The following is a 23340-nucleotide window of genomic DNA, read 5'->3' on the forward strand; positions in this document are numbered from 1 at the left end:
GACACCCGGTGCCCGACTGGTTCCTCACCCGCGGCGGTGATCGCCCCGCCAGGGTCTTCTGTTTCCCCTACGCCGGCGGAGACCCGCGTACCTACCTCGACTGGCAGCCGCTGCTCGACGGCCACGCCGACGTCGTCGCGGTCTGCCCCCCGGGCAAGGCGCACCGCGCGCACGAACCGCTCCCCGTGTTCGACGAACTCGCCGACCGGATCGCCGAGGCGATCGCCCATGAGGTCGACCGCGATCCGCGCCCTGCGCAGCTGTTCGGCCACAGTTTCGGCGGGTTGCTGGCCTTCGAGGTCGCCCGCAGGCTACGGGATGTTCCCGCCGTCGGTCATCTGACCGCGTCCGGCATCTCCGCCCCCTCGCTGCTGCCTTCGGAGCGGGTGCGCGGCATCGCCGGGCTGGACGGCGCCGAATTCGCCGAGGCGCTGGTGTTCTTCGGCCAGTTCCCACCCGACGTCGTCGCGGACGAGGACGTCCTGGCCCTGCTGCTTCCCGGCCTCAAAGCCGATTTCGACCTGGCCGTGGGCTATCGCTACCGGACGGCGCCACCGTTGGAGATCGGTGTCTCGATCATCGTCGGCACCGAGGATCCGCATGTCGGCTCCGCGCAGATCGCCCCGTGGGACATCGAATGCGCCGAGCCGCCGGAGCACGTCCGCGTCCCCGGTGGTCACTTCTACTTCGATCCCGACCCGGGCCCGGTCGTGTCGGTGCTGAACGCGCACGCCGAATCCGTGACACACGTGGAGGTGATCTGATGCCGGTCTACCTCGGCGAACCTCGCTACGTCCTCGGAGAGCAGGAGATCGACCACGCGGACCTGCCCGGCCTGGAGACCAAGGCCGAGCAGTACGGGCTCGCCCTCGAACCCGCCTTGTGGGGCTGGGGAAGCGTGTTCCGCACCGAACGCGGACTCGACGACCTCGCCGTGGACGCGGCCACGGAAACACTGCGCGCCGGCGGGACCGACCCGGGAACGGTCGAGGCCCTGGTGCTCTGCTCGACCTACATGCCGGGACCGCCGGAAGGACACGGCACCTTCATCCGGGGGGTGCTGACCCGGCTCGGTCTCGGTGACATCCCCGTCTACGGCACGAGCATGGGCCGGTGTGTCAACCTGCTGTCCGGTCTGGACGTCGCGACCGCACTGGTCGCCGCCGGGCGGTTCCGGCGCGTCCTCGTCGTCACGGCGGACCGGGTGTTCGACGAAGACACGAGGATCACCGGTTACGCGCTGTTCAGCGACGGTGGCGCCGCCTGCCTCGTCGACGCCGACGGCGGCGCCTACGAAGTCCTCGGCTGCTCGTCCGCCCAGGAGACGGCGTCGCTGGACTGGTCGTCCGAGATCAGCTCCGACCTCGCCAAACAGGTCAACGAGCAACTCCTCGGTGCCCAGGGAATCGACGTCGGTGAGCTGGATGCCTTGCTGCACAGCAACATCTACCTTCCGCTGCTGGTGATGAAGGAACGGCAGGCCGGTTTCGGCCCCGGCCAGCTCGACACGACGAACATCAGCCGCGTCGGGCACTGCTTCGCCGCCGACCCGCTGATCAATCTCGCCGACCGCGAAACGGCGGGCCGCGTCCGCCCCGGCGGGCACTACCTGCTGGCCTCCAGCGTGCCCGGCTCCCGGATCGGGATCCTGGTCCGCACACCGGAAGGAGCGATCGATGGCCGTTGAGCCGACTCTCGTCCCCGACGACACCACGACTTCCCTGCCCTGCCGGCCGTTCCACTTCACGCCCGGCACCGACGGCGCCGTCGACGCGATCATCGCCGCCGGCCCGCGCGAGATGTTCCGCACGCTTCTCCAGGAACGCGAATCCGAAGCTACTCTGCTCCTCGCCCGCCGTCTCCTGCACGCCTTCCTCGGCCACTCGCGCGAACCGGTCGACGATCTGCCCGGCGCCGCCGGTGAGCTGATCGTGCAGGCTCGAGCCGATCTGGGGCCCGCGCTGGAATCCCTCTCCACGACCGAGCCGGGGATCCGTGCCGAGCTGCTCCGACAGCGCGGGGTGATCGCCCTGCTCGACGGCTGCTGGCTCGACGCGGTCTCCCAGCCCGCCACCCAGCCCGCCGTGGTGGTGAACCGCTTGTTCGCCCATCACTTCGACCTGGCGGGAGGCGGCGAGCCGCTCGCATCCGCGCAGCACCGCCGGGCGCGGGCGCTGGAAGACGAGGGGGCGGCGCTGCCGGACATCGCCGCCGCCGATTTCCTCGACCGTGCTGGTGCCCGTCCCGCGACGATCCTGCTCGCCTGCCTCCCGCTGTCGCTCGCGGTGCTGCCGGGCAATTTCCTGCCCGAGGTCGTCGGCCTGCACCACGCCTTCCACCGGCTGGGTGTCGACGACCTGCTGCTGGGCACCCCGCCACCGATCCCGGCGGACGATCTCGACGACCTGCTCGGCGAATACGCCTCCCAAGCGAGCCCGGAAGACCGCGAGCGGGTGCTGGCCGCCGTCGCGCTGACACTGTCGTGCGAACGCGAGCACGTGCGGTTGCTCACCGAACTCGCCGAGTTCCGCCGTACCCAGACGCTGGAGTCGCGGGTCGCCGAGGTGATCTCCCGGCACGCGCCGCTGGCCGGCCGCCAGCACGGCCGGGTCTCGCTGGCCGGCCGCCAGCACGGCCGGGTCTCGCTGGGCGACCGGCACCTGGTGGACGTGTTCGCCGGATTCGGCCGCGCCGCCGGCGACACGGACCCCGGCGTACTCGCCGCGTTCCTCACCGAATTCCGGGACTCGCCGTATCTGGTGGAGCGCGACGACGGCGACTGCTGGTTCCTCGCCGCGACCCGGTTCGGCGGGCCGATGTTCGGCATCTTCGACGAGGCCGAAGCCGCGGTGCTCGCCGAATGGGCCGCCACCGTGCACAAAGGTGACCGGCCGCCGATCACCGTGCGCCTCAACACGGTCGGCGACGAACTCGCCGCCCGCTGGTCGGCCGCGTTCGCCGAAGCCGCACCCGGCGACGTGGTGTTCGACGACTCGCCGCCCGCCGACGACCGCGACCTTTTCCATCGGCTGGTCAACATCGAGAACCACGCCAGCACGATGCCGGTGGCCATCGAGCGCGCGGAGCGCTGTTTCGCCGACGCGCAGGTGCTGTTCGAACACGGCGCGGGCGGCCGCTACACCGACGCGAGTTTCTTCGAGTACGACGCCGACGCGCTCTACGCGCGCGCGGAGAAGATCTACTGGGAGAAGCTGGTGGACCCGTACGAGCCACTGCGCGAGGTCCCGGACGTGGACGAAGTCCTGTTCCGGCAGAGCACCTACCAGCTGACCTACCTGATCGACGGCGCCTGGCTGCACCGCGTCGGCAGGCTGGGCCGCCGGGAACGCGAAAGCGACGGCATGCTGTTCCGCATCCACGCCGACGAGATGGGCAACGGGGACCTGCGCAAGAACCACCTCACCCTGACCCGCCGCGCGATGGTCAGCCAGGGCCGGGACCTGCCGCACATCCGCACCGAGGAGTTCGCCGACCAGGACGAACTGCCCGACGACATGTACGGCTTCGCGTTGCAGCAGCTGTCGATGTGCCTGTTCCCCGACCGGTTCTACAACGAGATCCTCGGCTACAACCTGGCGATCGAGATGTTCGGCTCCGGCGAGATGCGGCTGCACGAGATCCAGAAGCTGCGTCACCACGGTTTCGACGACTGCTACGAGCAGGCGCACCTGACCATCGACAACTTCTCCGCCGGGCATGCCAAACAGGCCGCCGACATCATCGTCGCTTACCTGGACCGGGTGCGGCGCACCAGCGGCGAAGCGGCTGTGGCGGGGGAGTGGCGCCGGATCTGGCGTGGATACGCCTCCTTCGCCTACTTCCTCGAACAGCCGTTGCTTCGTGACGTCGCGGTGGCCGCATCCACCGAAGACGACAGTGCGGAGTTGGTGTTGTGACCGAGTTGACGTTGCTGATGCGCGAAGAGTCCCGGCCGACCGAGCGGCGCGCGCCGCTGTCTCCGCAAACAGCCGGGAAGCTGCTCCGCGAGGGCGTCGCCGTCAGCGTGGAGCGCTCATCGCGGCGCGTGTTCGGCGACGAGGAGTACGCGGCGGTGGGCTGCGCGCTGGTCCCGCCGGGGAGCTGGCCGGACGCCCCGGAAGACGTGCACGTGGTGGGTCTGAAGGAACTGCCCGACCGGCCAGACCTCTTGCGGCACCGGCACGTCTTCTTCGGGCACGCCTACAAGAACCAGCCGGGAGCCGCGAACCTGCTGCGCAGATTCGCCGAGGGCGGCGGAACGCTGCTGGATCTGGAAAGCCTCGTCGACGAGCGAGGTCGCCGGGTCGCCGCTTTCGGGTACTGGGCAGGCTACGTCGGCGCCGCGCTCGCCGTCCTGCGTCACCGCGGTGACCTGGTCGAACCCTTGACGCCGACCACCCGCGGAAACCTCGACAAGGCTCTGGCCGCGGATGAGGAACCCTTGCGGGCCTTGGTCATCGGCGCCCTCGGCCGATGCGGGAGCGGGGCCGGGGACGCGCTCGTCGCGGCGGGCGCGGAAGTGGCCCGGTGGGATCTCGCGGAGACCGAAAACCTCGACGTCGCAGCCTTGCTCGACCACGACGTCCTCGTCAACGCGGTCCTCGCCACAGGGCCGGTCTCCCCGTTCCTGACCGCCGAGACGCTCCGGCGCCCCCGGCGGCTGTCCGTGGTCGCCGACGTCACCTGCGATGTCGGATCGCCATGCCACGCCCTGCCGATCTACGACCGGACCACAACCTGGCAGGACCCGGTGCTCCGGCTGGACGGACTCGACGTGATCGCGATCGACAACCTGCCGTCACTGCTTCCCCGTGAAGCGACCGTGGACTTCGCCGCGGACCTGGCGCCGCATCTGGCCGTCCTCGGCGATTCCGGCGTCTGGCGCCGCGCCGAAGCCGCGTTCACCGCCGCCTGCGCCTCCCACGCCCTCCATCGGAAGGAAGACCATGCCTGACACCCCGACCGTGCACTGGATCGGCACCGGCCTGTCCACCGGGCCCGGTCTCACCGCCCTCGCCGAGCGAACACGCGTATTGCTCTGGGGCCGCACCGAAGCCAAAGCGGCCGCTTGCCTCGCTCGTCTCGGAGCGCAAGGCGAACCTCGGCGCTTCACCCCGGAAGCACTGGCCGCGGAGGTCACCGAAGGAGACGTCGTCGTCTCGATGCTGCCGGGCACCGAACATCCGCGGCTGCTGCGTCTCTGCCTGGACAACGGCGCGCACTTCGCCTGCAGCAGCTACGCCTCGGACGAGATCCGCAACGGTGCAGGGAAGGCGGCCGCGGCCGGGCTCACGGTGCTCACCGAAATCGGGCTGGATCCCGGAATCGACCACCTCTTCGCCGACGTCCTGGTCGAGCGGGCGGCGCGGGCACTGGGGCCGGACACGACGGCCACCGCCGCGTTCACCTCCTACTGCGGCGGAGTGCCCGCCGAGCCCAACGAGTTCCGGTACCGGTTCAGCTGGGCACCCCGCGGTGTGCTGACCGCCCTGCTCACCCCGGCGCACTACGTCGAGGCGGGCGACAAGCACATCGCGGACCAGCCGTGGGAGGTAGCGCGGCCGCTCGATCTCGACGGGGAAAGATTCGAGGTGTACCCGAATCGGGACAGCCTGCCTTACATCCGCCAGTACGGGATACCGGAGAGCTGGCGGCTGGACACCTTCGTACGCGGAACCCTCCGCCTGAACGGCTGGCTCGACGCCTGGGAGAAGGTGTTCGCCGAGCTGCGCGAGGGCGACGCCGACCGGATCACCGAACTCGCGGAGGAACTTGCCACCCGCTACCCGACACGCGCGGAAGACAGGGACCGGGTGGTGCTCGCGGTCGAACTGTCCGTCCGCGGCGAGGACGGACGCACCTGGGCCGGCCGATATTCGCTGGACCTCATCGGTGAGCCCGGCGCCAGCGCCATGGCCCGGTGCGTATCCGTGCCGCTCGCCCTCGGCATCGGCGAACTGCTCGACGGAGCTCTGCCGGCAGGGCTCGTCCAGGGCGCCCCCGACCCGGCCACCGCCGGGCAGTGGATCGAGAAACTCGCCTCCTGGGGCCTTCCGATCCGCATCGCCGGCACCGACAGCTGAGACCGACCAGAGGAGGCAGCATGACCCAGCGGACCGGTAAGCCCGGCGCCGTCATCCTCACCGGCTCGTTCCCGGTGATCCGGCGCAACCCGCTGTATCTCGACGAGGTGACCCGACGCGACCTGCGGGTCCTGGTGATCACCGCCGAGTCCTACCGCGAGCAGGCGGCCGCCGCGATCGGCGACCCGGACAACCCTGCTTCGCAGATCACCGAAATCGGCTACGTTTCGGGCGATTTCACCGTGCAGGGCGCCTTTCTCGCGGGGGCGATCGCACAGGCCACCGTGTGGCGGATCACGTACGACATCGTGGGCGCCTACGCCGTCGGTGACTATCTGGCCGAGCCGACCGGCCTGCTCTGTGACGCGCTGGGCGTCCCGTCACCCGGCCTGCGCGCCAGCCGCGCCTGCCGCAGCAAGTTCCTGCAACGCTGGTATGCCCCGGAGCTCGGCCCGGCGTCACTGACCATCCCCGCGGGAGACCGGGAAACCGCGGATCTGTCTGGCGTCACCTACCCGGCGGTGGTCAAACCAGCGGGTCGCGCGTCCAGCTCCGGGGTCGAGACCGTGCACGGTGAAGAGGAGCTGCGCCGCCGCCTCAGTGGCTATCCCGGCCATGAGGTCGTCCTGGTCGAAGAAAAGGTCGACGGCCCGGAGTACTCGGTGGAAAGCCTCGTGCAGCGAGGAGAAACAATCTTCGCCTCGGTCACCGGCAAGGAAACCACCGACTCGCACGCCCGGACATTCGTCGAACTCGCGCACAGCGTTCCCACCGCCGACGACAGCGTCCGCGATACCGTCCTCGACGCGAACCGCGCGCTGCTCGGCGCCCTGGCATTTGCCGACGGCATCGCGCACTCCGAATGGCGCGTCGGGGAGGACGGGGTGCCCAGGTTGATGGAGATCGCCGGCCGGACTCCCGGTGACGGTCTTCTGGTGCTCTATCACCTGGCCACCGGCGCCCCGCTGGAACCGGAGATCATTCGGATCGCTCTCGGCGAGCGTGCCTCGTATCCGCGGCCGACCCGCTACGCCCGGCAGGTCTACCTCGAGCATGTGCCGGGGAAACTGGCCGACGTCACCGTCGAATGGCCGGATGTCGAACCCGTGTGGATCGGCGCCAGCGGCGTGTGGCCGGACATCCTGCCCGGTACCCCGGACGACGGCCCGACCCTGCGTGCGGTCCTGGTACACCAGCCACGGGGAGCGAAACTGGTGCCACTGGCCAGTTCCGACGATCGGTCCGTCAGCTTCTTCATCGACGCGGCCACGCCCGACGATCTGGATGAACTGGAGAAGCGAGTGCGCGCCGCGATCTCGATCGAAGTCATGCCCGGCTGACGGCCCCGCCACCGACCTCCGACGCGTCCTCGAAGTTCGAGTAGGGCCTGTCACTGACGCCTCGCCTGTGTTCGTGCTGGCCGGCTTGGCGCGTTCTGGCTATTCGAGGGTCATGTCGCGGTCGAGCGAGACTTCCGGCGTCGCATGATCAGCGGTCTGCCCTCGATCGATGTGCATCTCGAAAGTGTCCCCTGGTTTCGATGGTCAGAGTGGCTCCTGCCGTGCATGCCGCAGGAGCCTGTCCGGGCGCTCGCGCAGGTTGCCATTCATTCCCGCCTGCGCAGCTTTGCCGCGAGGCGGTATCGCCGGTGAAAGTGATCGAGTCCGGGTCCCGTCGCGTCCGTAGTCTCCGCCCGCTTCCACCGACGCGGCCGACCAGGCCTCGCGTGCTGCCGAGGCGGCACGCGACGCCGCACCAAGCGGGTCGCGCTGCCCGCGGACGGTGAACCGGACCCCTACGCCAACGACCGGCGGCTGCTCGGCCTGGCCGACGTACTGACGGTGCCCGGCACGCTCAGCACCCACGAACGGCGTCGCGCCGAGGACCTCGCCCACACCGATCGCCGGATCCGGGTCGCCCTCGACACCCCGACGCCGGTATCGCGCATGGCCGACCACCGAGCAGTGAACGACGTCGTACCTGCGCCGCGGTACGGCCCACCGCAGCGGGCGAGGTCACTGACGATGATGCGAACGATACCGGCGAGATGGGATTCATTTCTCATTGCAGAATTCGGCAGAATGTGCGGAATTGTTGTCGCGCGACAAGTTGTAGTAGAAGGTTCAGTGAATCTGCTCTGTCCGGTGTTCCCGGGGTGGTAGTCCCTGAGGTGTATCTCCTGATCTGACACCGGCTATTTTTTCGACGTGTTGGTGGATGTCGGCGATTAGCTGAGCTGATCCCGTGATGGCTGTATCTTGACGTTCAACCGCGACCAGCTGGTGGTGCCGCGGAGGACACAGTCGCTGATCCGCGAGTTCTGTGAGTGTCTCCAGATTTCACTCGACCGTTCGGCTGACGCCTCTTCGTGCTGTTGGCTGGCTCTGCCACGATCGACCGCGTGTGGGAGAGACAGCCAGCGATCGAGGCCATTGGCGCGCTTCTCGAGGGCGTGCGCGGGGGTCGAGGCGGGGCATTGTTTCTAGTGGGTGATGCGGGGGTTGGCAAGTCCGCCTTGCTCGAGGACGCGGAGCGGCGTGCGGGAGCCGGGGTCGAGGTGGTCCGGGCTGCGGCTGCACCTGTGGAGAGCGGTGTGCCGTTCGCTCTGATCTCACAGGTTCTCGACGGACTCGGTGTTGCCGAACGGTTGGGGGAGGGCACGGCGGCGGATCATCTGTATCGGGTGCGGGAATGGTTGCGGCGATACGACCGGCCCCTCCTGGTGGCCACCGACGACCTGCATTGGGCAGACCGTGACTCGCTGGTGGTGCTTTCTTTTCTGGCCAGAAGGCTGGCCGAGCTGCCGGTCGGTTTGGTGGCGACGTTGCGGCCGTGGCCACCGGAGGCGGCCGATATCGTGGCCGGCCTTGTGCATGATGACCACGCGCGGTCGGTGACGTTGCCGCCGCTCACCAAGGCGGGAGCGGAGGCGCTGCTGGCCGACCGTGTCGGGCGAGCGTTGCCCGGGTCGGTCGTCCATACCGCGCAGGTCCTGACCGCTGGCAATCCACTGTTGCTGGTGCACTTGTCCTCGGTGCTCGCGGAGGGTGCGGACTTGCCGCGGCTCGACACGCCGCCCGAAACGGTGCGCCGCCGGCTGCTGTTACGGCGATTTACCGATCTTTCCGAGGCCGGGATGGGACTGGCGCGGGCTGCCGCGGTGCTGGGGGTGCGGTTCCGCCCGTCGGCGGCGGTCGAGCTGGCGGGGTTGTCGGCCGCGGACGGTGATGCGGTTCTCGACGGGTTGCTGGCCCACCAGGTGTTGCGGGAGACCCCCGGCTGCCAGGTGGAGTTCACGCATCCGTTGATCCGTCAACTGCTGTATGACGACCTTCCGGCGGTGTCCCGCCTTCGGTTGCACGGCAACACGTTTCGGATGCTCGACGCGTGCGACCGGCCTGATGAGGCGGCCGAGCATGCAGTGCTGGGGGACCTTGTTGGTGACGAGCGGGCCGTGGCGGTGCTGACCAGGACCGGGCGTGCCGCGTTCGAGGCCGGCGCGTTGTCCACGGCGGTGCGCTACCTGAACGCCGCGTGCGTGTTCGCCGGCGATGCGGCGGACGCCGTTCTGTTGCTGCTCACCGGTCGGGCGTTGCTCGCCGCCGGTCGCGCCGACGATGCCGTCGAGGTGCTCGCCGCGGCCGAGGAACCGAGTGATGATCTAGTGCGGGCACAGCTTGCGCGGGAGCTGGGACGCGCTTACTACCAGCTGGGCCGGCCGCACGACGCGGCGCGGTACTTCGCGCGCGCCGTCGAGTTGGTGCAGGTAGTGGCGCCCAGCGTCGCGGTCGAGGCGTTGCTCGACCAGGCCACGGCGGGTCATGTGCACGATGTGGCGGCGTCGTTGGAGCCGGCGCGGCAGGCCCTCGGGCTGATCGATCGCGTCGATCCGGTGACGCGTAGGCGCGCTCAGTCCGCCTGGGGCTACCTGTCGTGCATCAATGGCGACAGTGCGGGATTGGCCGCGGTGGCGGAGGCAGCCGAGCAGGTCGCTGCCGACCCGGCCGCGCAGCTAGCCGACTTGTCGTGGGGCTGGGGTGCGTTGAGCAGTTATGCCTATGCGGCCAAGTGGTTCGACCGGTTCGAAGACAGCGAACGCTGTTTCGAACTAGCGCTGACCGCGGCGGACCGGCTCGGAGCGGCCAGCTCAACGGGATTTCTGCTGGCTTCGCGGACCGAGCTGTACATCCGAACCGGTCGGCTCGATGCCGCCGGGGCGGACGTGGCGCGAGCACTGGAACTAGGTGATCTCGCCCCCTTGGTGAGGCGCTATACGACCACCTCCCAGGTGTGGCTGTTGCTCCTGCTGGACGAGTGGGACGAGGAACTGTGTGAGCGGTTGGAGGCCGAGGCCCGTCCGCTTCGGGACCTGGGCAGCCTGCTGACCGTGTGGTGGCTCCAGGGTCGCCGAGCGTTGCACGAGGGAGACTTAGCGAGGGCATGCGCACGGTTCGAGCTGGTCGAGGAGACCACCAGTGATGCGGGTCTCTGTGAACCTTGTGTGGTGCCGTGGGCACGGGACGCGATCCTGGGTTATGCGCGTGCCGGGCGGCGAGGCGATGTTCTGCGAGTGGTGGGTTTGCTGGACGCAGCTTGTGAACGGGTCCCGTGCGTGTGGCCACGCAGCGCTGCAGACCTCGGCAGGGCGGTGACGGCGTCCAGCGCCGAGGCCGCGGAACCCTGGTTGGACCGGGCTGTCGCATCGCTTCAACAGTCCGGGCAGCCGTTGGAGCTCGTCGAGGCGTTGCTGGCTGACGGTGAGTGGTCGTCCCGGGCGGGGCGGCCGCGGCGAGCACGCGCCCAATTCGCCGAAGCCCTGAACATTGCGGAGCGGTTCGGGTCGCCGTGGTTGGCCCGACGCGCGAGGCACCAGTTGTCGAAGGCGGGTGGCCGGCGCCGTAGCCGGCCGCCGTCGGAGCTGACGCCCGCGGAACGGCGCGTGGCCGACCTAGCTGCGGCGGGCCACAGCAACGCCGAGATCGCCTCGATCCTGACAGTCGCGGTGACCACCGTGGAGACCCACCTCAGACGGATCTATACCAAGCTGGGTGTGCGCAACCGCCGCGAGCTGATGCTCCGCGACCACTTCAGAGCGGACACTTAAACATCCTGGTTTTCCATGACGCGCCACGCCACCCGGCCCAACCAGACTCGTCTTGTCGAGTCTTCACTTGGGAGTCTGTATGGCGCGTGGACTGGTCGCCCTGCTTTTTGTCATGGCTGGAATGCTGCTGTGGGGCACGCCCACAGCAGCGGAACAGAACTCGACTCTGCAAGGCCTTTCGATACAACCGAACCCGGCGCGGAGCCTGCCCGGCACCGCGATCACCTTGCGGGGAGACGGATACGGGGCCTGCCCGGACTACGGCAACCGTACCGTCAACGTGTTGTGGAACGGGCAAGACACGGGAGTGTCGGCGCCGATCAGCTCCAGCGGCACGTTCAGCACGTCGTTCGTCGTTCCCGCTGGCACGCCGGTCGGAGACCATTGGGTGTACGGGCAATGCCAGGACGGCGGCGACTGGGCTCGGGCGGTGGTCAAGGTGACCGCTCCGGTCTCACTTGCGGTGACCCTGTCATCAACGACCGGTGCGCCAGGCAGCAAGGTCACGGTGCGGGGCCGCGGGTTCGACACGTGTCCCGACCACGGCACGCGGCGCGCGGACGTGTTGTGGGACGGGTACGGCACCGGGGTGTCGGTGCCGATCGGCGCGAACGGCACGTTCACCGCGCCGTTGCCGGTTCCTGCCGACGCTGCCGGCGGTGAGCACCTGGTCTACGGGCGCTGTGTGGACGGTGGTGAGTGGGCGCGCGCGACGTTCTCCGTGGTACCAGCGGTGGGCAGCACGACCACCACACCGCCGACTAACGTGGCCAGGGGCCAACAGCAGCAGCCCGGAGGGACGCCTTTCATACCACCGGCCAGTTCCGGTCCGCCGTCCACGCCACCGGTCGATTCCGGCCGGCCGCCCGCACCTTCGGCCTCGCCTTCAACTCCTGGGCCCGGTGTCGATGGTCGGCAGTCGGCACAGGGCGAGGAAGGCATGACCAAGGCCGAGGACGAATCCGAAGAACCATGGCAGCGGCCCGGGTTTCTCGACGCGATCCCCACACCTGGGCAAGTGTGGGAATTCCTGACGAGCGGCGGCGCACTCGCGTTGTTCATCGTTCCGCTGCTGGGATGGTTCCTGATCGGATGGCCCGCCGAGCTGTTCAACACCACCTACCGTGAGAACGAGAGCACCATCCGTCGATGGCTGCCCTTCCTGCCGAAGGAACGCCCGGCGCGCGCAACCTCGTGGCCGGTCGTGGTCGCCTTCGCGGGAGTCGCAGCGCTCCTGATGACCACGGTCCAGGTGAACGTCACATCGCCGCGGCAGTTCGCCCCCGTCGCGTTCGGCTATTTCATCGCGATTCCGTTGGTGGTGCTGGCCTACGAGTACGCGATCGAGCAGCGGCTGCGGAGCGCCTTCGGCGGCGACGCGGCCCGGCTGCGGGTCATCGGTATGGCTCTCGTGATCGCCATTGTCTGCGCGGCGGTGTCGCGATTCTTTTCATTTCAACCGGGTTACGTGTATGGACTGCTTCTGGGGTACACCATCGTGCGCGCCCGAGGTACCCGGCACGTCCGGGTGAAGGCGGAGGCCGTGCTGCGTGGTGTGGTCGTGCTGGTGGCACTTGCCACGTGCGCGTGGCTGTTCTGGCAGTTCGGCGTCAGGGCCGCCGCCGAGATGCCGGGTGCACCCGCGGCGCTGGTCGCGCTCGACACCCTGCTGTCGCAGATCGTTGTGCTGAGCCTGGAAACGTTGGTCATCGGCCTGGTGCCGGTGCGGTTCCTGCACGGCGCGATCCTGCGCCAGTGGAACCGCCGCATCTGGCTGGCCGTGTATGCGACGGTCTTAATCCTGTTCACCGTGGTGCTCATCCACTGGCGGAGCGGGACGACGTGGGGGGATGTCCTACGGTCGTTCTGGCTGTTCGCCGCCTTCTGTGTGGGATCACTCCTGTTCTGGGCTTTCTTCGCGGTACGGGAGGCGCACAAGTCGCGCAGACTGCCCTGGCACCGACTCCCTCTCCAGCAACGATGAGCTCTCCGGCGGCTCTGCTGGTGGTGCAGAAACCCGCCGGGGCGTCAACATGGGTTGACTTACCCGTCGGTGGGGCAAGGTCACTTTCCGCAGGTGAGGAGGCTGGGGATGTTTGTGGAATCGTGAAGATCGCGATGTTCTCTGCTGGTCGATGGCGCGATGCGGCCATGCTTCAGGGTCTGAAACTTGACCTTGAAAGCCTTGCGCCGTGCTCTCCGAGACAAGGCGCGCGCCGTGTAGCGGCGAACAAACCGGGCGGAGGGTAGTGCCGGCGATGCTGATCTACGCCGGGCCGAACGACGATTGCGACTCGGCCGTCGGAAGTGTCGGCCTGGTGGGGCTCAAGGGGAGTTGTCCCTTGAGCATGCGGCCGCCGTCCGCGGTGAGCCGCAGGTAGTAGTCGGCGGAGCAGCGAGTCCCGTCTTCGTCGAGAGCGAGATAACCCGAACCCGCGGGAACGTCAGCCGAAGTCTCCGCGGTCTTGGCGATTTGGTTGCCCTCGTTGTACTCGTCGAACATCGAGATGTAGATGCCTTGCGCTCCGAGCCGGACCATGTTGTAGAACTGGCGCCACATGAAGTCACCGTGTACGCGCTGGCGCTGATTGAGATCGCCGGGCAGCACACACGGCTGGTAGTCGATGCCGTGGGCATCGCATTCGGCCTGGTCGGGCACGTTCACGGCGGTGTGGAAACGGTCCGAATCGGCGACTGTGGCGATCCGGCCGACCATCCACGGCGACAGCATGTCGAACGACCGGTAGACACCGCCGAAACCGGGCCGGGAATCCTCGATCTCGGTGCGCCAGTGTGTCGGTACACCGCCCATCACGTAGCAGCCTCGCGCCTTGAACCAGTTCACGACGTCCTGACAGGGTTCAGGTCCCCACGGGCGGGCGGGATCGTTGAACCCGAATCCCCAGATGCCGACGACCGGCTTGTCGTTCTGATGCGCGTAAGCTGAGGACGAGGTGTAGGCCGACATCTTCGTCAGCCAGTCGGTCTTGATCTCCGACTGCATGTTCGTCCAGTTGGTCACGTCATACATGATGTAGAACATTCGACCCGTGGTCTCGGCGGCCGCCCGTACGTGCGCGGTGACGGCATCCCGGATGGGGCCTTCACCCCCGGTCGGGTTGAAGCGTTGGAGAGCCGCCGTGTCGCAGCCGTTTTCACGCATCCATTGGAAGTGGATATCCACGGTTTGGCTGTCATAGTTGGAGAACAGCGTGGCGGGCCGGCCATCGCCCAGGTTCGGGAACGCGGTCTGATAGGTGTTGATGTAGTTGCGCACGTCGGGCCACGACTTGACCGAACTGAGGGATGGAGATGGCGGTCGACTCCAGTCGTCGCTCCAATGCCACCAGCCATTGATGGGAGAGTGATCACCCCGGCAGGCGAACCAACCCTGATAGCCGACAGTAACCTTGCCGACGACGTCACCGAGGGGATAGGCGGTCTGGGCGGTGGCGGGCAGCAAGCCGAAAGCGGGTGCGGCGAGGGCTGAGCCGAGCAGTGTTCGACGCGACAGAGACATTGCGAACTCCTTCGTCGGCAACCTGACATCAGAATGCAAGAATGTTCTGTGCGCGGTCATGGGGGCGGTCTCGGCGGCCTCAGGGTGTTCGGCCGGTTCGCAAGGGCCCGCGCCGGTGCCGCGCGGACGGGTGAAGTCCTTGCCGTCCCCATCGAATACGGCTGGCGCACTCTGCTCGACGGCCCTGGGAAGGTGGAATTCCGGGGCGTGAGTGCGTTCGCCGGGGATAGGACGCTGTTGGCGGGCATCGATCTGGTCGTTCCCGGAGGCAGGTCGGTCCGGCGCGGGTAAATCCGTGCTGGCCGCGCTGGCGGCGAGATTGCGCGACCCGGAGCGAGGACAGGTACTGCTCGACGGCGTACCCCTGCCCGAACTCAGTCATGAGGCGCTGCGAAAGGCAGTCGGCTGTGCCTTCGAAGTGTGCCCGGTGGGGCGCCCGACACCAGCAAAAAAGCCGCTGCCCAGCAGCGTGCCGGTGAACACGGCCAGATTTATGGGGTTGCTCTTCAACGAACCGGCACCTCCAGCGTCCTCAGCCTGAAATTCGTTGGCTGACCGGGCGAACGTGTCGTGGGCTCGAGCATATGGTCGTGCTTGTGCTGCTGCGTGCGACATGTATTTTTCGCAGATCAAGATGACCGTGGAGATGTACGGAAATCGGCCAGTCGATTTCCGGGCAGGGAACGTCGAGCGGCTTGACCGCTTCAGGTTCAGTGCTGGTTCGGCAGATCTGAAATGATCGCTCGGGTCGGTGCCGTCGCCGGATCGTCAGGACGAGCGGGACGCAGAGCAGCAGGATCGTTCCGCCCGCCACGACCGGCCCGGTCGGGGAGTGGGCTCAGGCGTGGCGCGGGTGTGCCTGTGATGTCTCGCAGTACGGTCAGGTAGCGGTCGCCATCCCGGACGCTGGGCTCGACGTGGGAGTTCTCGCTGAACTCGTTCCAGCTGATCAGACCGAAAGCGTCCGGAGACGAGGTGATCGCGGCCGTGTGCTGGCGCCGCAGCGTTTCACCGCTCTCCGGTCGACCACTCGCCTGCCACCGATCTTCCGTGCGTTGAAGCCCGGTGCGAACGGCACGATCCATAGCCCCTTGTGCCGATGCACCGCAGTGCCCATGGCCGCCAGTTTGGCCGCCGTACCTTGTCACGGTGGGAGCGACGGAGGACCAGCGATCGCCGCGTTCGCCATCGGGGCGCGGAAGGGATACGTCTACCCGCGCGGTGAGTATCCACGCGCGCTGAAGGTGCCGCGCAACGCCATCGACATCGCCCGCGAACGCGGATTCCAGGGCGAGGAAACGGCGATCTTCAACTCGATCGAAGGCTTCCGCGGCGAGCCGAGGACCAAACCGCCGTTCCCGGTGGAGACGGGGTTGTTCGGCAAGCCGACGGTGGTGAACAACGTCGAGACCCTGGTCAACGTCCCGCTGATCCTCACCGAGGGCTTCGACGCCTACCGCCGTATCGGGACGGAGCGTTCGTCCGGGCCGAAACTGTTCTGCCTGTCCGGCGTCCTGGCGTGTACGAGGTGCCGTCGGGACGGCGCTCGGTGAACTGCTCGACCTGGCCCGAGGAGCGGGAGCTCCGGGCGATCCTGCTCGGCGGCGCGGTGGGTGGTTTCATGCGCCCGGACGAGACCGCCCCGCCGTTGACCATGGAGGACGCCCGCGCGGCGGGCAGTGCGTGCCGTGCCGGATCGTGACCGTGCGGCAGGAGGAGGCGTTGCACCGGATCGTCGGCGGCCGCGGGCTCGGCACCGGCGGGGACGATCTCGCGCTGCTGCGCGAAGTCGGCCAGGTGATGCGTGACTCGTCCATCTGCGGGCCGGACCAGACCGCCTGGAACGCCATCGAGTCGGCGATCGACCGGCTGGGCGCGCCGGAGGGGGCAGTCATGACCATCGTCGAAATAGGACTCCCGCGACGGCTCGTCGAGTTCACTGTGGACGGCGAGATCGTCCGCGTTCCCGAAGGATCGACGATTCTCGACGCCTGCGCGGCGGCGGGCAAGAACATCCCGACGTTCTGTTACGGCGACACCCTCGAACCGGCGAACGCTTGCCGGTGATGGTCGAGTGGGTCGTGAGTGGCGATTCGGGTGAGAACCCGAATCGCCACTCACGACCACCTGTACCGAACGGCCACCCGCGCTCGACGTCCCTCTGCCGGTATACCGCCCGTTGACCGAGGGCAGGCCAGCGAGCTATTCTCGATATACGAAAGAAAGTTTCCGCAGAGCGAAATTGCAGAGGTTTCGATGGCTGATCTTGCCGGTTCGCGTCATGCGCTGCCGTACGTGCTGAACCTGTCGCTGGTCTTCACCGAGCTGCCGCTGCTCGACCGTGCGGAGGCGGCGCGCGCGGCGGGTTTCACCGCGGTCGAGTACTGGTGGCCGTTCGAGACGCCGGTGCCGGACGCCGCCGAGGTCGACGCCTTCGTGGCGTCGGTCGAGCGGGCGGGCGTCGCGGTGACCGGGCTGAACTTCTTCCCCGGTGACATGGCGGGCGGCGATCGCGGCCTGGTCACCTGGCCTGGCCGCGAGGACGAGTTCGCCCGCGGTATCGCTTCGGCGATCGACCTGGGCGAGCGGCTCGGCTGCCGGCGGTTCAACGCGCTCTACGGCAACCGGATCGACGGCGCGGATCCGGCCGGGCAGGACAAGCTCGGCCTGTCGAATCTGGCGCTCGCGTCGGACGCGGCCGCGCGCATCGGCGCGGAGATCGTCCTGGAGCCGTTGTCTGGGGCGGAGAAGTACCCGCTCAAAACCGCGAACGACGTACTGAAGGTGCTCGACGAACTCGGGCGGGACAACGTGAAGCTGCTGGCCGACCTGTACCACCTGGCGGTCAACGGTGACGACCTCGACACGGTCACGACCGTCCACACCGGACGGATCGGCCATGTGCAGATCGCCGATTCCCCAGGGCGTCACCAGCCGGGTACCGGAACGCTGGACATCGAGGGATACCTGGAAAAGCTGCAGACGGCGGGATACCGCGGGCAGGTCGGCGTGGAGTACAAGCCCGACGGGCCGAGCGCGGATTCGCTGTCGTGGCTGCCTTTCGAACGAAGGGGACTGGCATGACCAAGCTGGGATTCATCGGCCTGGGCATCATGGGCGGGCCGATGGCGGGACATCTTGTCGCCGCCGGCCACGAGGTGAGCGGGTTCGACACGAACGCCGACGCGCTCGCGAGGCTGGAAGCCGCGGGCGGCCGGGCCGCGAACGGGGTGACGGACGCGGTGGCGGGCGCGGAGGTCGTCATCACCATGCTGCCGAACCATCCTCAGGTCGAGGCCGTCGTGCTCGCGGCGGACGGGGTGCTGGAGTCGGCGAAACCGGGCACCCTGCTGATCGACATGAGCACCATCCGGCCGGAGACCTCCGTCGAGGTGGCCGAGCGGGCGGCGGAACGGGAGATCCGGGTGCTGGACGCACCCGTTTCCGGTGGCCAGGCCGGAGCCGAGCAGGCATCACTGTCCATTATGGTCGGTGGCGATGGCGAGGACTTCACCGCGGCGCTCCCGATCCTGGAGTCGGTCGGCAAGACGATCGTCCACGTCGGGCCGCACGGCGCCGGCCAGGTCGTCAAGGCCGCGAACCAGCTGGTGGTCGGCGGCACCTACGGGCTGATCGCCGAGGCCATCGTGCTGCTCGAAGCCTCCGGTGTGGACGCCGGTGTCGGGCTGGACGTCCTCGCGGGCGGCCTCGCGGGCAGCCGGATTCTCGAACTCAAGCGGAAGTCCATGGTGGCGCGGGAATTCGCGCCGGGCTTCCGGATCGACCTGCACCACAAGGACATGGGCATCGCGCTCGCCGCCGCCAGGCAGGCCGAGGTCGCGCTGCCGCTCACCGGGCTGGTCGCCCAGCTCGTCGCCGCCGGACGGGCGATGGGCCACGGCTCGCTCGATCACTCCGCGCTGCTGAAGGTCGTCGAAACGCTGTCCGGCGCGGAAAACAAGGAGTGACGCATGCCCAGAATCCCCGCCATGCAGGCCGTCGTCGACGTTCTGGTCAGTGAGGGCGTCGACACCGCGTTCGGCTGCCCCGGCGCCGCGATCCTCCCGCTGTACCACGCGATGCAGGACAGCGGTATCGAGCACCTGATCGTGCGCCACGAAGAGGGCGCGACCCATATGGCCGACGGCTGGGCGAGGACCACCGGCAACGTCGGCGTCGCGATCGGCACCTCCGGGCCCGCCGGGACGAACATGATCACCGGCCTCTACACCGCGCAGGCCGACTCGATCCCGATCCTGTGCATCACCGGGCAGGCCGACTCGCGGAAGCTGCACACCGAGGCGTTCCAGGCCGTCGACATCGTCGAGATCGCCAAACCGGTGACGAAATGGGCCGTGCAGGTCAAGGAGGCGGCCCAGCTGCCGTGGGTGTTCCGGGAGGCGTTCCGGATCGCGCGGTCCGGCCGTCCGGGGCCGGTGCTGATCGACCTGCCGATCGACGTCCAGCGGCAGGAGATCGAGTGGGACTCCAGTATCGACTCGCCGCTGCCGGTCACCAGGGCGACGCCGTCACCGGCCAGGGTCCAGCGCGCGCTGGATCTGCTGCTGGCCGCCGAACGGCCACTGATCCTCGCCGGTGGCGGCGTGGTGCTCGGCGACGCGAGCGACCGGCTGCGGACCGCGGCCGAGCTGCTCGGCGTCCCGGTCGGCGTGACGTTGATGGGCAAGGGGACCTTTCCCGAGGACCACGAACTGTTCGCCGGCATGGCGGGTATCCAGACCTCGCAACGCTGGGCGAACGCGGCCTTCCTCGAAGCGGATCTGGTGCTGGCGCTGGGCGCGCGGTTCGGCGATCGGCACACCGGTGACCTCGACGTCTACCGCGGGAACCGGAAGTTCATCCACGTCGACATCGAGCCGACGCAACTGGGCAAGGTGTTCGGACCGGATCTCGGCATCGTGTCGGACACGGGCGCCTTCCTGGACGCGCTGATCGAGGCGGCGTCGAAGCGTTCGCCGGTGCGGGATCGCGCGTGGCCACAGCGGATCGGCGAGCTCAAGGGGAGCCTGCCCCGGCGCGAGGACTTCGAGGACACACCGATCAAGGCGCCCCGGGTGTTCAAGGAGATCAACGAGTTCTACGGCGAGGACGCCTACTTCGTCACCGCGATCGGGCTCTACCAGATCTGGTCCGGGCAGTTCCAGCGCGCGCACAAGCCGCGGCACTACCAGGTGTGTGGCCAGGCGGGGCCGCTCGGCTGGGAGATCCCGGCGGCGATCGGGGTCAAGAAGGCGAAACCGGAGGCCGAGGTCGTCGGCGTCGTCGGGGACTACTCGTTCCAATTCCTGGTGGAGGAGCTGGCGGTCGCCGCGCAGTACGACGTCGGGTTCGTGCTGATCATGCTGAACAACGAGTACCTCGGGCTCATCCGGCAGGCCGAGACCGGCTACGAGATGAACTTCGAGGTCGACATCCACTACGACAAGATCGGCACGGACAACGTGAAGGTCATGGAGGCCTACGGCTGCTCCGGTACCCGTGTCACCGAGCCTGGCGATATCCGGGCTTCGCTGGAATGGGCGCGCAAGGAGGCCGAGCGGACGTCGCGACCGGTGCTGGTGGAGATCATGATCGAACGCGAAGGGAACGCCGCGATGGGCAAGGCACTCGACAGCGTCGTCGAGTTCGAACCGATCGCGGGCTGATGACGGTGTCCCGGCGGCCGGCCCGCCGGGACACCGTCATGCGGTCAGGCCTTGCTCTGATCGTTGCTCAGCCACTTCTCCAGCCGGACGCGGACCAGCACGGAGTTGTCGCTGAGCGCGCCGTCGACGTACTTGGTGCCCTCGTCGCCGGGCAGGTAGCGGTGCGCGATCTTCAGCGCCTGCTCCCTGGTCGGCGGCGTGTCGTTCGCGATGACCGGACCCTCGGCCGTCACGTACTTGTAGGGGAAGGTCTCCGTCTGCGCGACCAGGCTGAGCCTGCCCGCCTTCTTGATCGCCTTGTCCTTGACCGAGCCGCCGTCCATCCAGATCAGGAGCTCTCCGCCTGGCTCGTAGTCGTACCAGACCGGCACGGCCAGCGGCGCCCGGCCCTCCCGTTCCACGGCCAAGACCCCGATGTGGACCTCGCTCAGGAAGGCTTCCCGTTCTTCGGCGGTCATGACGAATGACGACATCCGTGTCTCGCTTCTCTCGGTTGGTGGCTACGAGAAGCGGTAACGCGGAACGGGTTCAGGCCATTCCGGGCGCTGAGCCGGCGATGTTACGTGATTGACCGGACGACACGCGTGATCCGGCGGACGACACGCGTGACTGGATGGACGACACGACCCGCGGCCGATTCCGCCGCGAGTCGTCCGCCCGAACACGCGAAACCGCCACCCGCGCACCGGCAGAACCTACTAAGCGAGCGTGGCGGTCCCAGCGGTAGTGAAGGCCTCCTTCCCTACCCTCAAGGTAGGCAAGGAGGCCTTCACGGACCGGCCCGCGCAAGCTCATCCAGGCGCCAGTAGGTACCTAAGACACGGCTGGCCCTAACCGTCCTTACCACTCACGAGCGTCACGGGGTGGGTGAAGTGGTGGTGCTGGTCGGGCTCGTCTCGCCGGTGTTCCCGGCCGGTGTCGAGGACGGCGCAGCCGAGGACGTGCTGGACGGCGGGGGCGTCGTCGAGGACGGAGGCGTGCTCGAAGGCGGTGTCGACGAAGGCGGTGTCGACGAGGGAGGTGTCGACGACGGCGGGGTGCTGGTCGGCTTCGAGGGCGAAGTACTGCTCGGCGGTGTGGTGCTGCTCGGCGGTGTGGTGCTGCTCGGCGGGAGCGACGTACCGGGCTGCGACGTCGGCGGCGGCGTGGTCGTACCGGGCGGGGGAGTGCCGGGCAGGGTCGGCACCGGGACCTCGCCGCCGGGCGTGCCGGCGGCGACGTCCGGAGAGTCGGGAGCGCCGACGGGCACCTGGCTGTCCGGCGTGGTCGCGACGCCGCCGCGGTAGGCGACCGCCCAGCGGATCACGGTGTCCACATAGGACAGTGAGTGGTTGTAGCGGTACACGGCCACGCGCTGGGTCTGTTCCGACGTCAGGTCGACACCGCCGGAGCAGAGGTACCGGCCCGAGGCCAGCGTCGCGTCGTAGATGTTGTTCGGGTTCGACTCGCCGTCGCCGTTGCCGTCGGAGGCGTAGCCCTTCCATGTCGACGGGATGAACTGCGTCGGTCCGACCGCGCGGTCCCACACCGTGTCACCGTCGTACTTGCCGCCGTCGGTGTCGGAGATCGCGGCGAACGGCCCGGCGCCGTTGAGTTGCGGGCCGAGGATCGGTTCGAGGGTGTTGCCGTTGGCGTCGACGTAGCCGCCGCGTGCGTGATTGGACTCGATCCGGCCGATGCTGGCGATCAAAGCCCAGTCGATGTGGCAGCCGGGCAGTTCCTTCGCGAGGATGTCGGCCGCGTTCTTGTACGCCTTCATCATGCTGGCGGGGATGCCGAGCGCGCCCGACGGCGCGAACGCGCCGCCGACGTTGCCGCTGTGGCCGGGGACGGTCAGCGGGTCCGGCGTGGGCGGCTGGGGGAGGCTGCCGTCGACGGCGATCTCCGGGACCGTGCCCGCCGGCGGTTGCCAGGCCGCGGCCTGGTTCTGCGGTGCGGCCGATTTCGGCGCGGCGACCGGGGCGTCCGGGCCTGCCGACGCGGTGACCGCGGGCAGGACGGCGAGCGCCCCGCCGGCGAGCGCGAAGGCCGTCCGGTGCCGGGCGGACAACTTGTCCGTCTGTCGAGGGCGGTGCTTCGGCATGTTCTCTCCCGCAAGGTCGACTCCGGGCAAAACTATCCGATATCACCGAATTTCGGGGACGGCGCAACGAAGAACCCGCGATCCTGTCGAGTTTTCGTCCGCCCGGCACAAGACCTTCGTAGTGAAGTTGTCAATTTCACGCTGAGTTCACCGAATCGTCAGCAGAATCCCCGCTCGCTCCTCGGGGTGGCCTGAACCGCGTGCAAAGAGACCTTTGCACAATCTCCTTTGCACGGCTACCTTGGTGCCATGACCGGTCCGCCGCCACCCGAAGAGATCGCCGACGCCGCCGTGCTGAAGGCGGTGATGCACCCGCTGCGCCGCCGGATCATGGAGGCGCTGGGCCGCGGACCCGCGACGGCGACGAAGCTGGCCAAGGAACTGGGGGAGAGCTCGGGCGCGACCAGCTACCACCTGCGGGAACTGGCGAAGTACGACTTCGTCGACGAGGCGCCGGAACTCGCGCACGGCAAGGAGCGCTGGTGGCGTGCCCGGCCGCGCGACATCCGCTGGCCCCGGCACAGCGAGCAGAACGACGAGATGCGCGCCGTGTTCGACGAGGCGCAGCGCGCCGCGTTCACCGAAGACCTCGAACAGCTGGCGCGTTTCCTCGAGCGCCGCGGTGAGCTGGGCGAATGGGGTGACGCGCTGGTCTTCTCACGCGGCTCGGTCCACCTGAACCTCGAAGAGCTCAAGGAGTTCTTCGACGCGTACCTGGACCTGCTGCGCCGCTATTGGCGGCCGGAACCCGGCCCGGACGCGCGGAAGGTGCTCGTGCGCTGGACGGCGTTCCCGGATGCCGACGGGGAGGTGGGCGAAGGGAAGTGAAACCGGTGGGAGAGCGGCCACTCGACCACCGGCATCGCGTCACCACGCCGGACGGC

Annotated in this window: 19 protein-coding genes; 16 read left to right on the forward strand and 3 right to left on the reverse strand. The window is 68.3% G+C overall.

The annotated features are described in order from the left end of the window. Positions 1-8: 8 nt before the first annotated feature. The 8 genes from AC069H_RS20415 to AC069H_RS20450 all read left to right on the forward strand — a co-directional run bounded on the left by AC069H_RS20415 (position 9) and on the right by AC069H_RS20450 (position 13171). The gene (locus AC069H_RS20415; protein ID WP_478225991.1) at positions 9-764 is read left to right on the forward strand and encodes a thioesterase II family protein; all 756 of its coding nucleotides are present in this window, start codon (positions 9-11) and stop codon (positions 762-764) included. After that, on the forward strand, positions 764-1687 hold the full coding sequence (locus AC069H_RS20420; RefSeq protein WP_478233417.1) for a beta-ketoacyl-[acyl-carrier-protein] synthase family protein: 924 nt from the start codon (positions 764-766) through the stop codon (positions 1685-1687). The genes AC069H_RS20415 and AC069H_RS20420 overlap by 1 nt, the downstream gene beginning before the upstream one ends. After that, on the forward strand, positions 1677-3917 hold the full coding sequence (locus AC069H_RS20425; RefSeq protein ID WP_478233418.1) for an iron-containing redox enzyme family protein: 2241 nt from the start codon (positions 1677-1679) through the stop codon (positions 3915-3917). Before AC069H_RS20420 ends, AC069H_RS20425 begins: the two co-directional genes overlap by 11 nt. Next, the gene (locus tag AC069H_RS20430) at positions 3914-4954 is read left to right on the forward strand and encodes a saccharopine dehydrogenase (protein ID WP_478233419.1); all 1041 of its coding nucleotides are present in this window, start codon (positions 3914-3916) and stop codon (positions 4952-4954) included. The genes AC069H_RS20425 and AC069H_RS20430 overlap by 4 nt, the downstream gene beginning before the upstream one ends. Next, positions 4947-6083, forward strand: coding sequence for a saccharopine dehydrogenase family protein (locus tag AC069H_RS20435; protein WP_478233420.1), 1137 nt, complete (start codon positions 4947-4949; stop codon positions 6081-6083). The genes AC069H_RS20430 and AC069H_RS20435 overlap by 8 nt, the downstream gene beginning before the upstream one ends. 20 nt (positions 6084-6103) lie before the next feature. Beyond that, positions 6104-7423, forward strand: coding sequence for an ATP-grasp domain-containing protein (locus tag AC069H_RS20440; RefSeq protein ID WP_478233421.1), 1320 nt, complete (start codon positions 6104-6106; stop codon positions 7421-7423). A gap of 1061 nt (positions 7424-8484) precedes the next feature. Next, on the forward strand, positions 8485-11187 hold the full coding sequence (locus AC069H_RS20445) for an AAA family ATPase (RefSeq protein ID WP_478233422.1): 2703 nt from the start codon (positions 8485-8487) through the stop codon (positions 11185-11187). Positions 11188-11266: 79 nt separating this feature from the next. Next, positions 11267-13171, forward strand: a complete 1905-nt coding sequence (locus AC069H_RS20450) for an FGLLP motif-containing membrane protein (RefSeq protein ID WP_478233423.1) — start codon at positions 11267-11269, stop codon at positions 13169-13171. 282 nt (positions 13172-13453) lie between these two features. Here AC069H_RS20450 and AC069H_RS20455 read toward each other — a convergent pair whose 3' ends face one another. Then, positions 13454-14707 (reverse strand): glycoside hydrolase family 99 protein, encoded by a 1254-nt coding sequence (locus AC069H_RS20455; RefSeq protein ID WP_478233424.1) that lies wholly within the window; start codon positions 14705-14707, stop codon positions 13454-13456. Between the two features lie 211 nt (positions 14708-14918). Here AC069H_RS20455 and AC069H_RS20460 point away from each other — a divergent pair, with 211 nt between their 5' ends. The 7 genes from AC069H_RS20460 (at position 14919) to gcl (ending at position 20373) form a co-directional block, all read left to right on the forward strand. After that, the gene (locus AC069H_RS20460) at positions 14919-15248 is read left to right on the forward strand and encodes an ATP-binding cassette domain-containing protein (protein WP_478233425.1); all 330 of its coding nucleotides are present in this window, start codon (positions 14919-14921) and stop codon (positions 15246-15248) included. A 574-nt stretch (positions 15249-15822) separates the two neighbouring features. After that, positions 15823-16260 carry a hypothetical protein gene (locus tag AC069H_RS20465; RefSeq protein ID WP_478226002.1) on the forward strand — a complete coding sequence of 146 codons (438 nt, stop codon included), beginning with the start codon at positions 15823-15825 and terminating at the stop codon, positions 16258-16260. Then, on the forward strand, positions 16257-16409 hold the full coding sequence (locus tag AC069H_RS20470; protein ID WP_478233426.1) for a hypothetical protein: 153 nt from the start codon (positions 16257-16259) through the stop codon (positions 16407-16409). Before AC069H_RS20465 ends, AC069H_RS20470 begins: the two co-directional genes overlap by 4 nt. Beyond that, a complete protein-coding gene (locus tag AC069H_RS20475; RefSeq protein ID WP_478233427.1) occupies positions 16406-16774 on the forward strand; it encodes a 2Fe-2S iron-sulfur cluster-binding protein in 369 nt (122 codons plus the stop codon). The genes AC069H_RS20470 and AC069H_RS20475 overlap by 4 nt, the downstream gene beginning before the upstream one ends. 189 nt (positions 16775-16963) lie before the next feature. After that, positions 16964-17791 carry a hydroxypyruvate isomerase family protein gene (locus AC069H_RS20480; RefSeq protein WP_478233428.1) on the forward strand — a complete coding sequence of 276 codons (828 nt, stop codon included), beginning with the start codon at positions 16964-16966 and terminating at the stop codon, positions 17789-17791. Beyond that, positions 17788-18675, forward strand: coding sequence for a 2-hydroxy-3-oxopropionate reductase (locus AC069H_RS20485; protein ID WP_478233429.1), 888 nt, complete (start codon positions 17788-17790; stop codon positions 18673-18675). Before AC069H_RS20480 ends, AC069H_RS20485 begins: the two co-directional genes overlap by 4 nt. Positions 18676-18678: 3 nt before the next feature. Next, the gene (gene gcl / locus AC069H_RS20490) at positions 18679-20373 is read left to right on the forward strand and encodes a glyoxylate carboligase (RefSeq protein ID WP_478226008.1); all 1695 of its coding nucleotides are present in this window, start codon (positions 18679-18681) and stop codon (positions 20371-20373) included. A gap of 44 nt (positions 20374-20417) precedes the next feature. Here gcl and AC069H_RS20495 read toward each other — a convergent pair whose 3' ends face one another. Both AC069H_RS20495 and AC069H_RS20500 read right to left on the reverse strand, forming a co-directional pair. Then, positions 20418-20846: a pyridoxamine 5'-phosphate oxidase family protein gene (locus AC069H_RS20495; protein ID WP_478233430.1), complete on the reverse strand. Its 429-nt coding sequence runs from the start codon at positions 20844-20846 to the stop codon at positions 20418-20420. A gap of 383 nt (positions 20847-21229) precedes the next feature. Further along, complete coding sequence (locus AC069H_RS20500) at positions 21230-22456, reverse strand: lytic transglycosylase domain-containing protein (protein WP_478233431.1); 1227 nt, start codon at positions 22454-22456, stop codon at positions 21230-21232. Between the two features lie 249 nt (positions 22457-22705). On the opposite strand from AC069H_RS20500, the gene AC069H_RS20505 reads away from it, so the two are divergent. Further along, positions 22706-23284, forward strand: a complete 579-nt coding sequence (locus AC069H_RS20505) for an ArsR/SmtB family transcription factor (RefSeq protein WP_478233432.1) — start codon at positions 22706-22708, stop codon at positions 23282-23284. The last annotated feature ends 56 nt before the right edge of the window (positions 23285-23340 follow it).

This window comes from Amycolatopsis sp. NPDC043887 (genome assembly GCF_056435665.1).

Excerpts from the sequence above, each read along its gene's own strand:
- AC069H_RS20420 (WP_478233417.1), top strand. The coding sequence starts at position 764 with ATGCCGGTCTACCTCGGCGAACCTCGCTACGTCCTCGGAGAGCAGGAG.
- AC069H_RS20425 (WP_478233418.1), top strand. The coding sequence starts at position 1,677 with ATGGCCGTTGAGCCGACTCTCGTCCCCGACGACACCACGACTTCCCTG.
- AC069H_RS20435 (WP_478233420.1), top strand. The coding sequence starts at position 4,947 with ATGCCTGACACCCCGACCGTGCACTGGATCGGCACCGGCCTGTCCACC.
- AC069H_RS20440 (WP_478233421.1), top strand. The coding sequence starts at position 6,104 with ATGACCCAGCGGACCGGTAAGCCCGGCGCCGTCATCCTCACCGGCTCG.
- AC069H_RS20450 (WP_478233423.1), top strand. The coding sequence starts at position 11,267 with ATGGCGCGTGGACTGGTCGCCCTGCTTTTTGTCATGGCTGGAATGCTG.
- AC069H_RS20455 (WP_478233424.1), bottom strand. The coding sequence starts at position 14,707 with ATGTCTCTGTCGCGTCGAACACTGCTCGGCTCAGCCCTCGCCGCACCC.
- AC069H_RS20465 (WP_478226002.1), top strand. The coding sequence starts at position 15,823 with ATGGCCGCCAGTTTGGCCGCCGTACCTTGTCACGGTGGGAGCGACGGA.
- AC069H_RS20480 (WP_478233428.1), top strand. The coding sequence starts at position 16,964 with ATGGCTGATCTTGCCGGTTCGCGTCATGCGCTGCCGTACGTGCTGAAC.
- AC069H_RS20485 (WP_478233429.1), top strand. The coding sequence starts at position 17,788 with ATGACCAAGCTGGGATTCATCGGCCTGGGCATCATGGGCGGGCCGATG.
- gcl (WP_478226008.1), top strand. The coding sequence starts at position 18,679 with ATGCCCAGAATCCCCGCCATGCAGGCCGTCGTCGACGTTCTGGTCAGT.
- AC069H_RS20495 (WP_478233430.1), bottom strand. The coding sequence starts at position 20,846 with ATGTCGTCATTCGTCATGACCGCCGAAGAACGGGAAGCCTTCCTGAGC.
- AC069H_RS20500 (WP_478233431.1), bottom strand. The coding sequence starts at position 22,456 with ATGCCGAAGCACCGCCCTCGACAGACGGACAAGTTGTCCGCCCGGCAC.
- AC069H_RS20505 (WP_478233432.1), top strand. The coding sequence starts at position 22,706 with ATGACCGGTCCGCCGCCACCCGAAGAGATCGCCGACGCCGCCGTGCTG.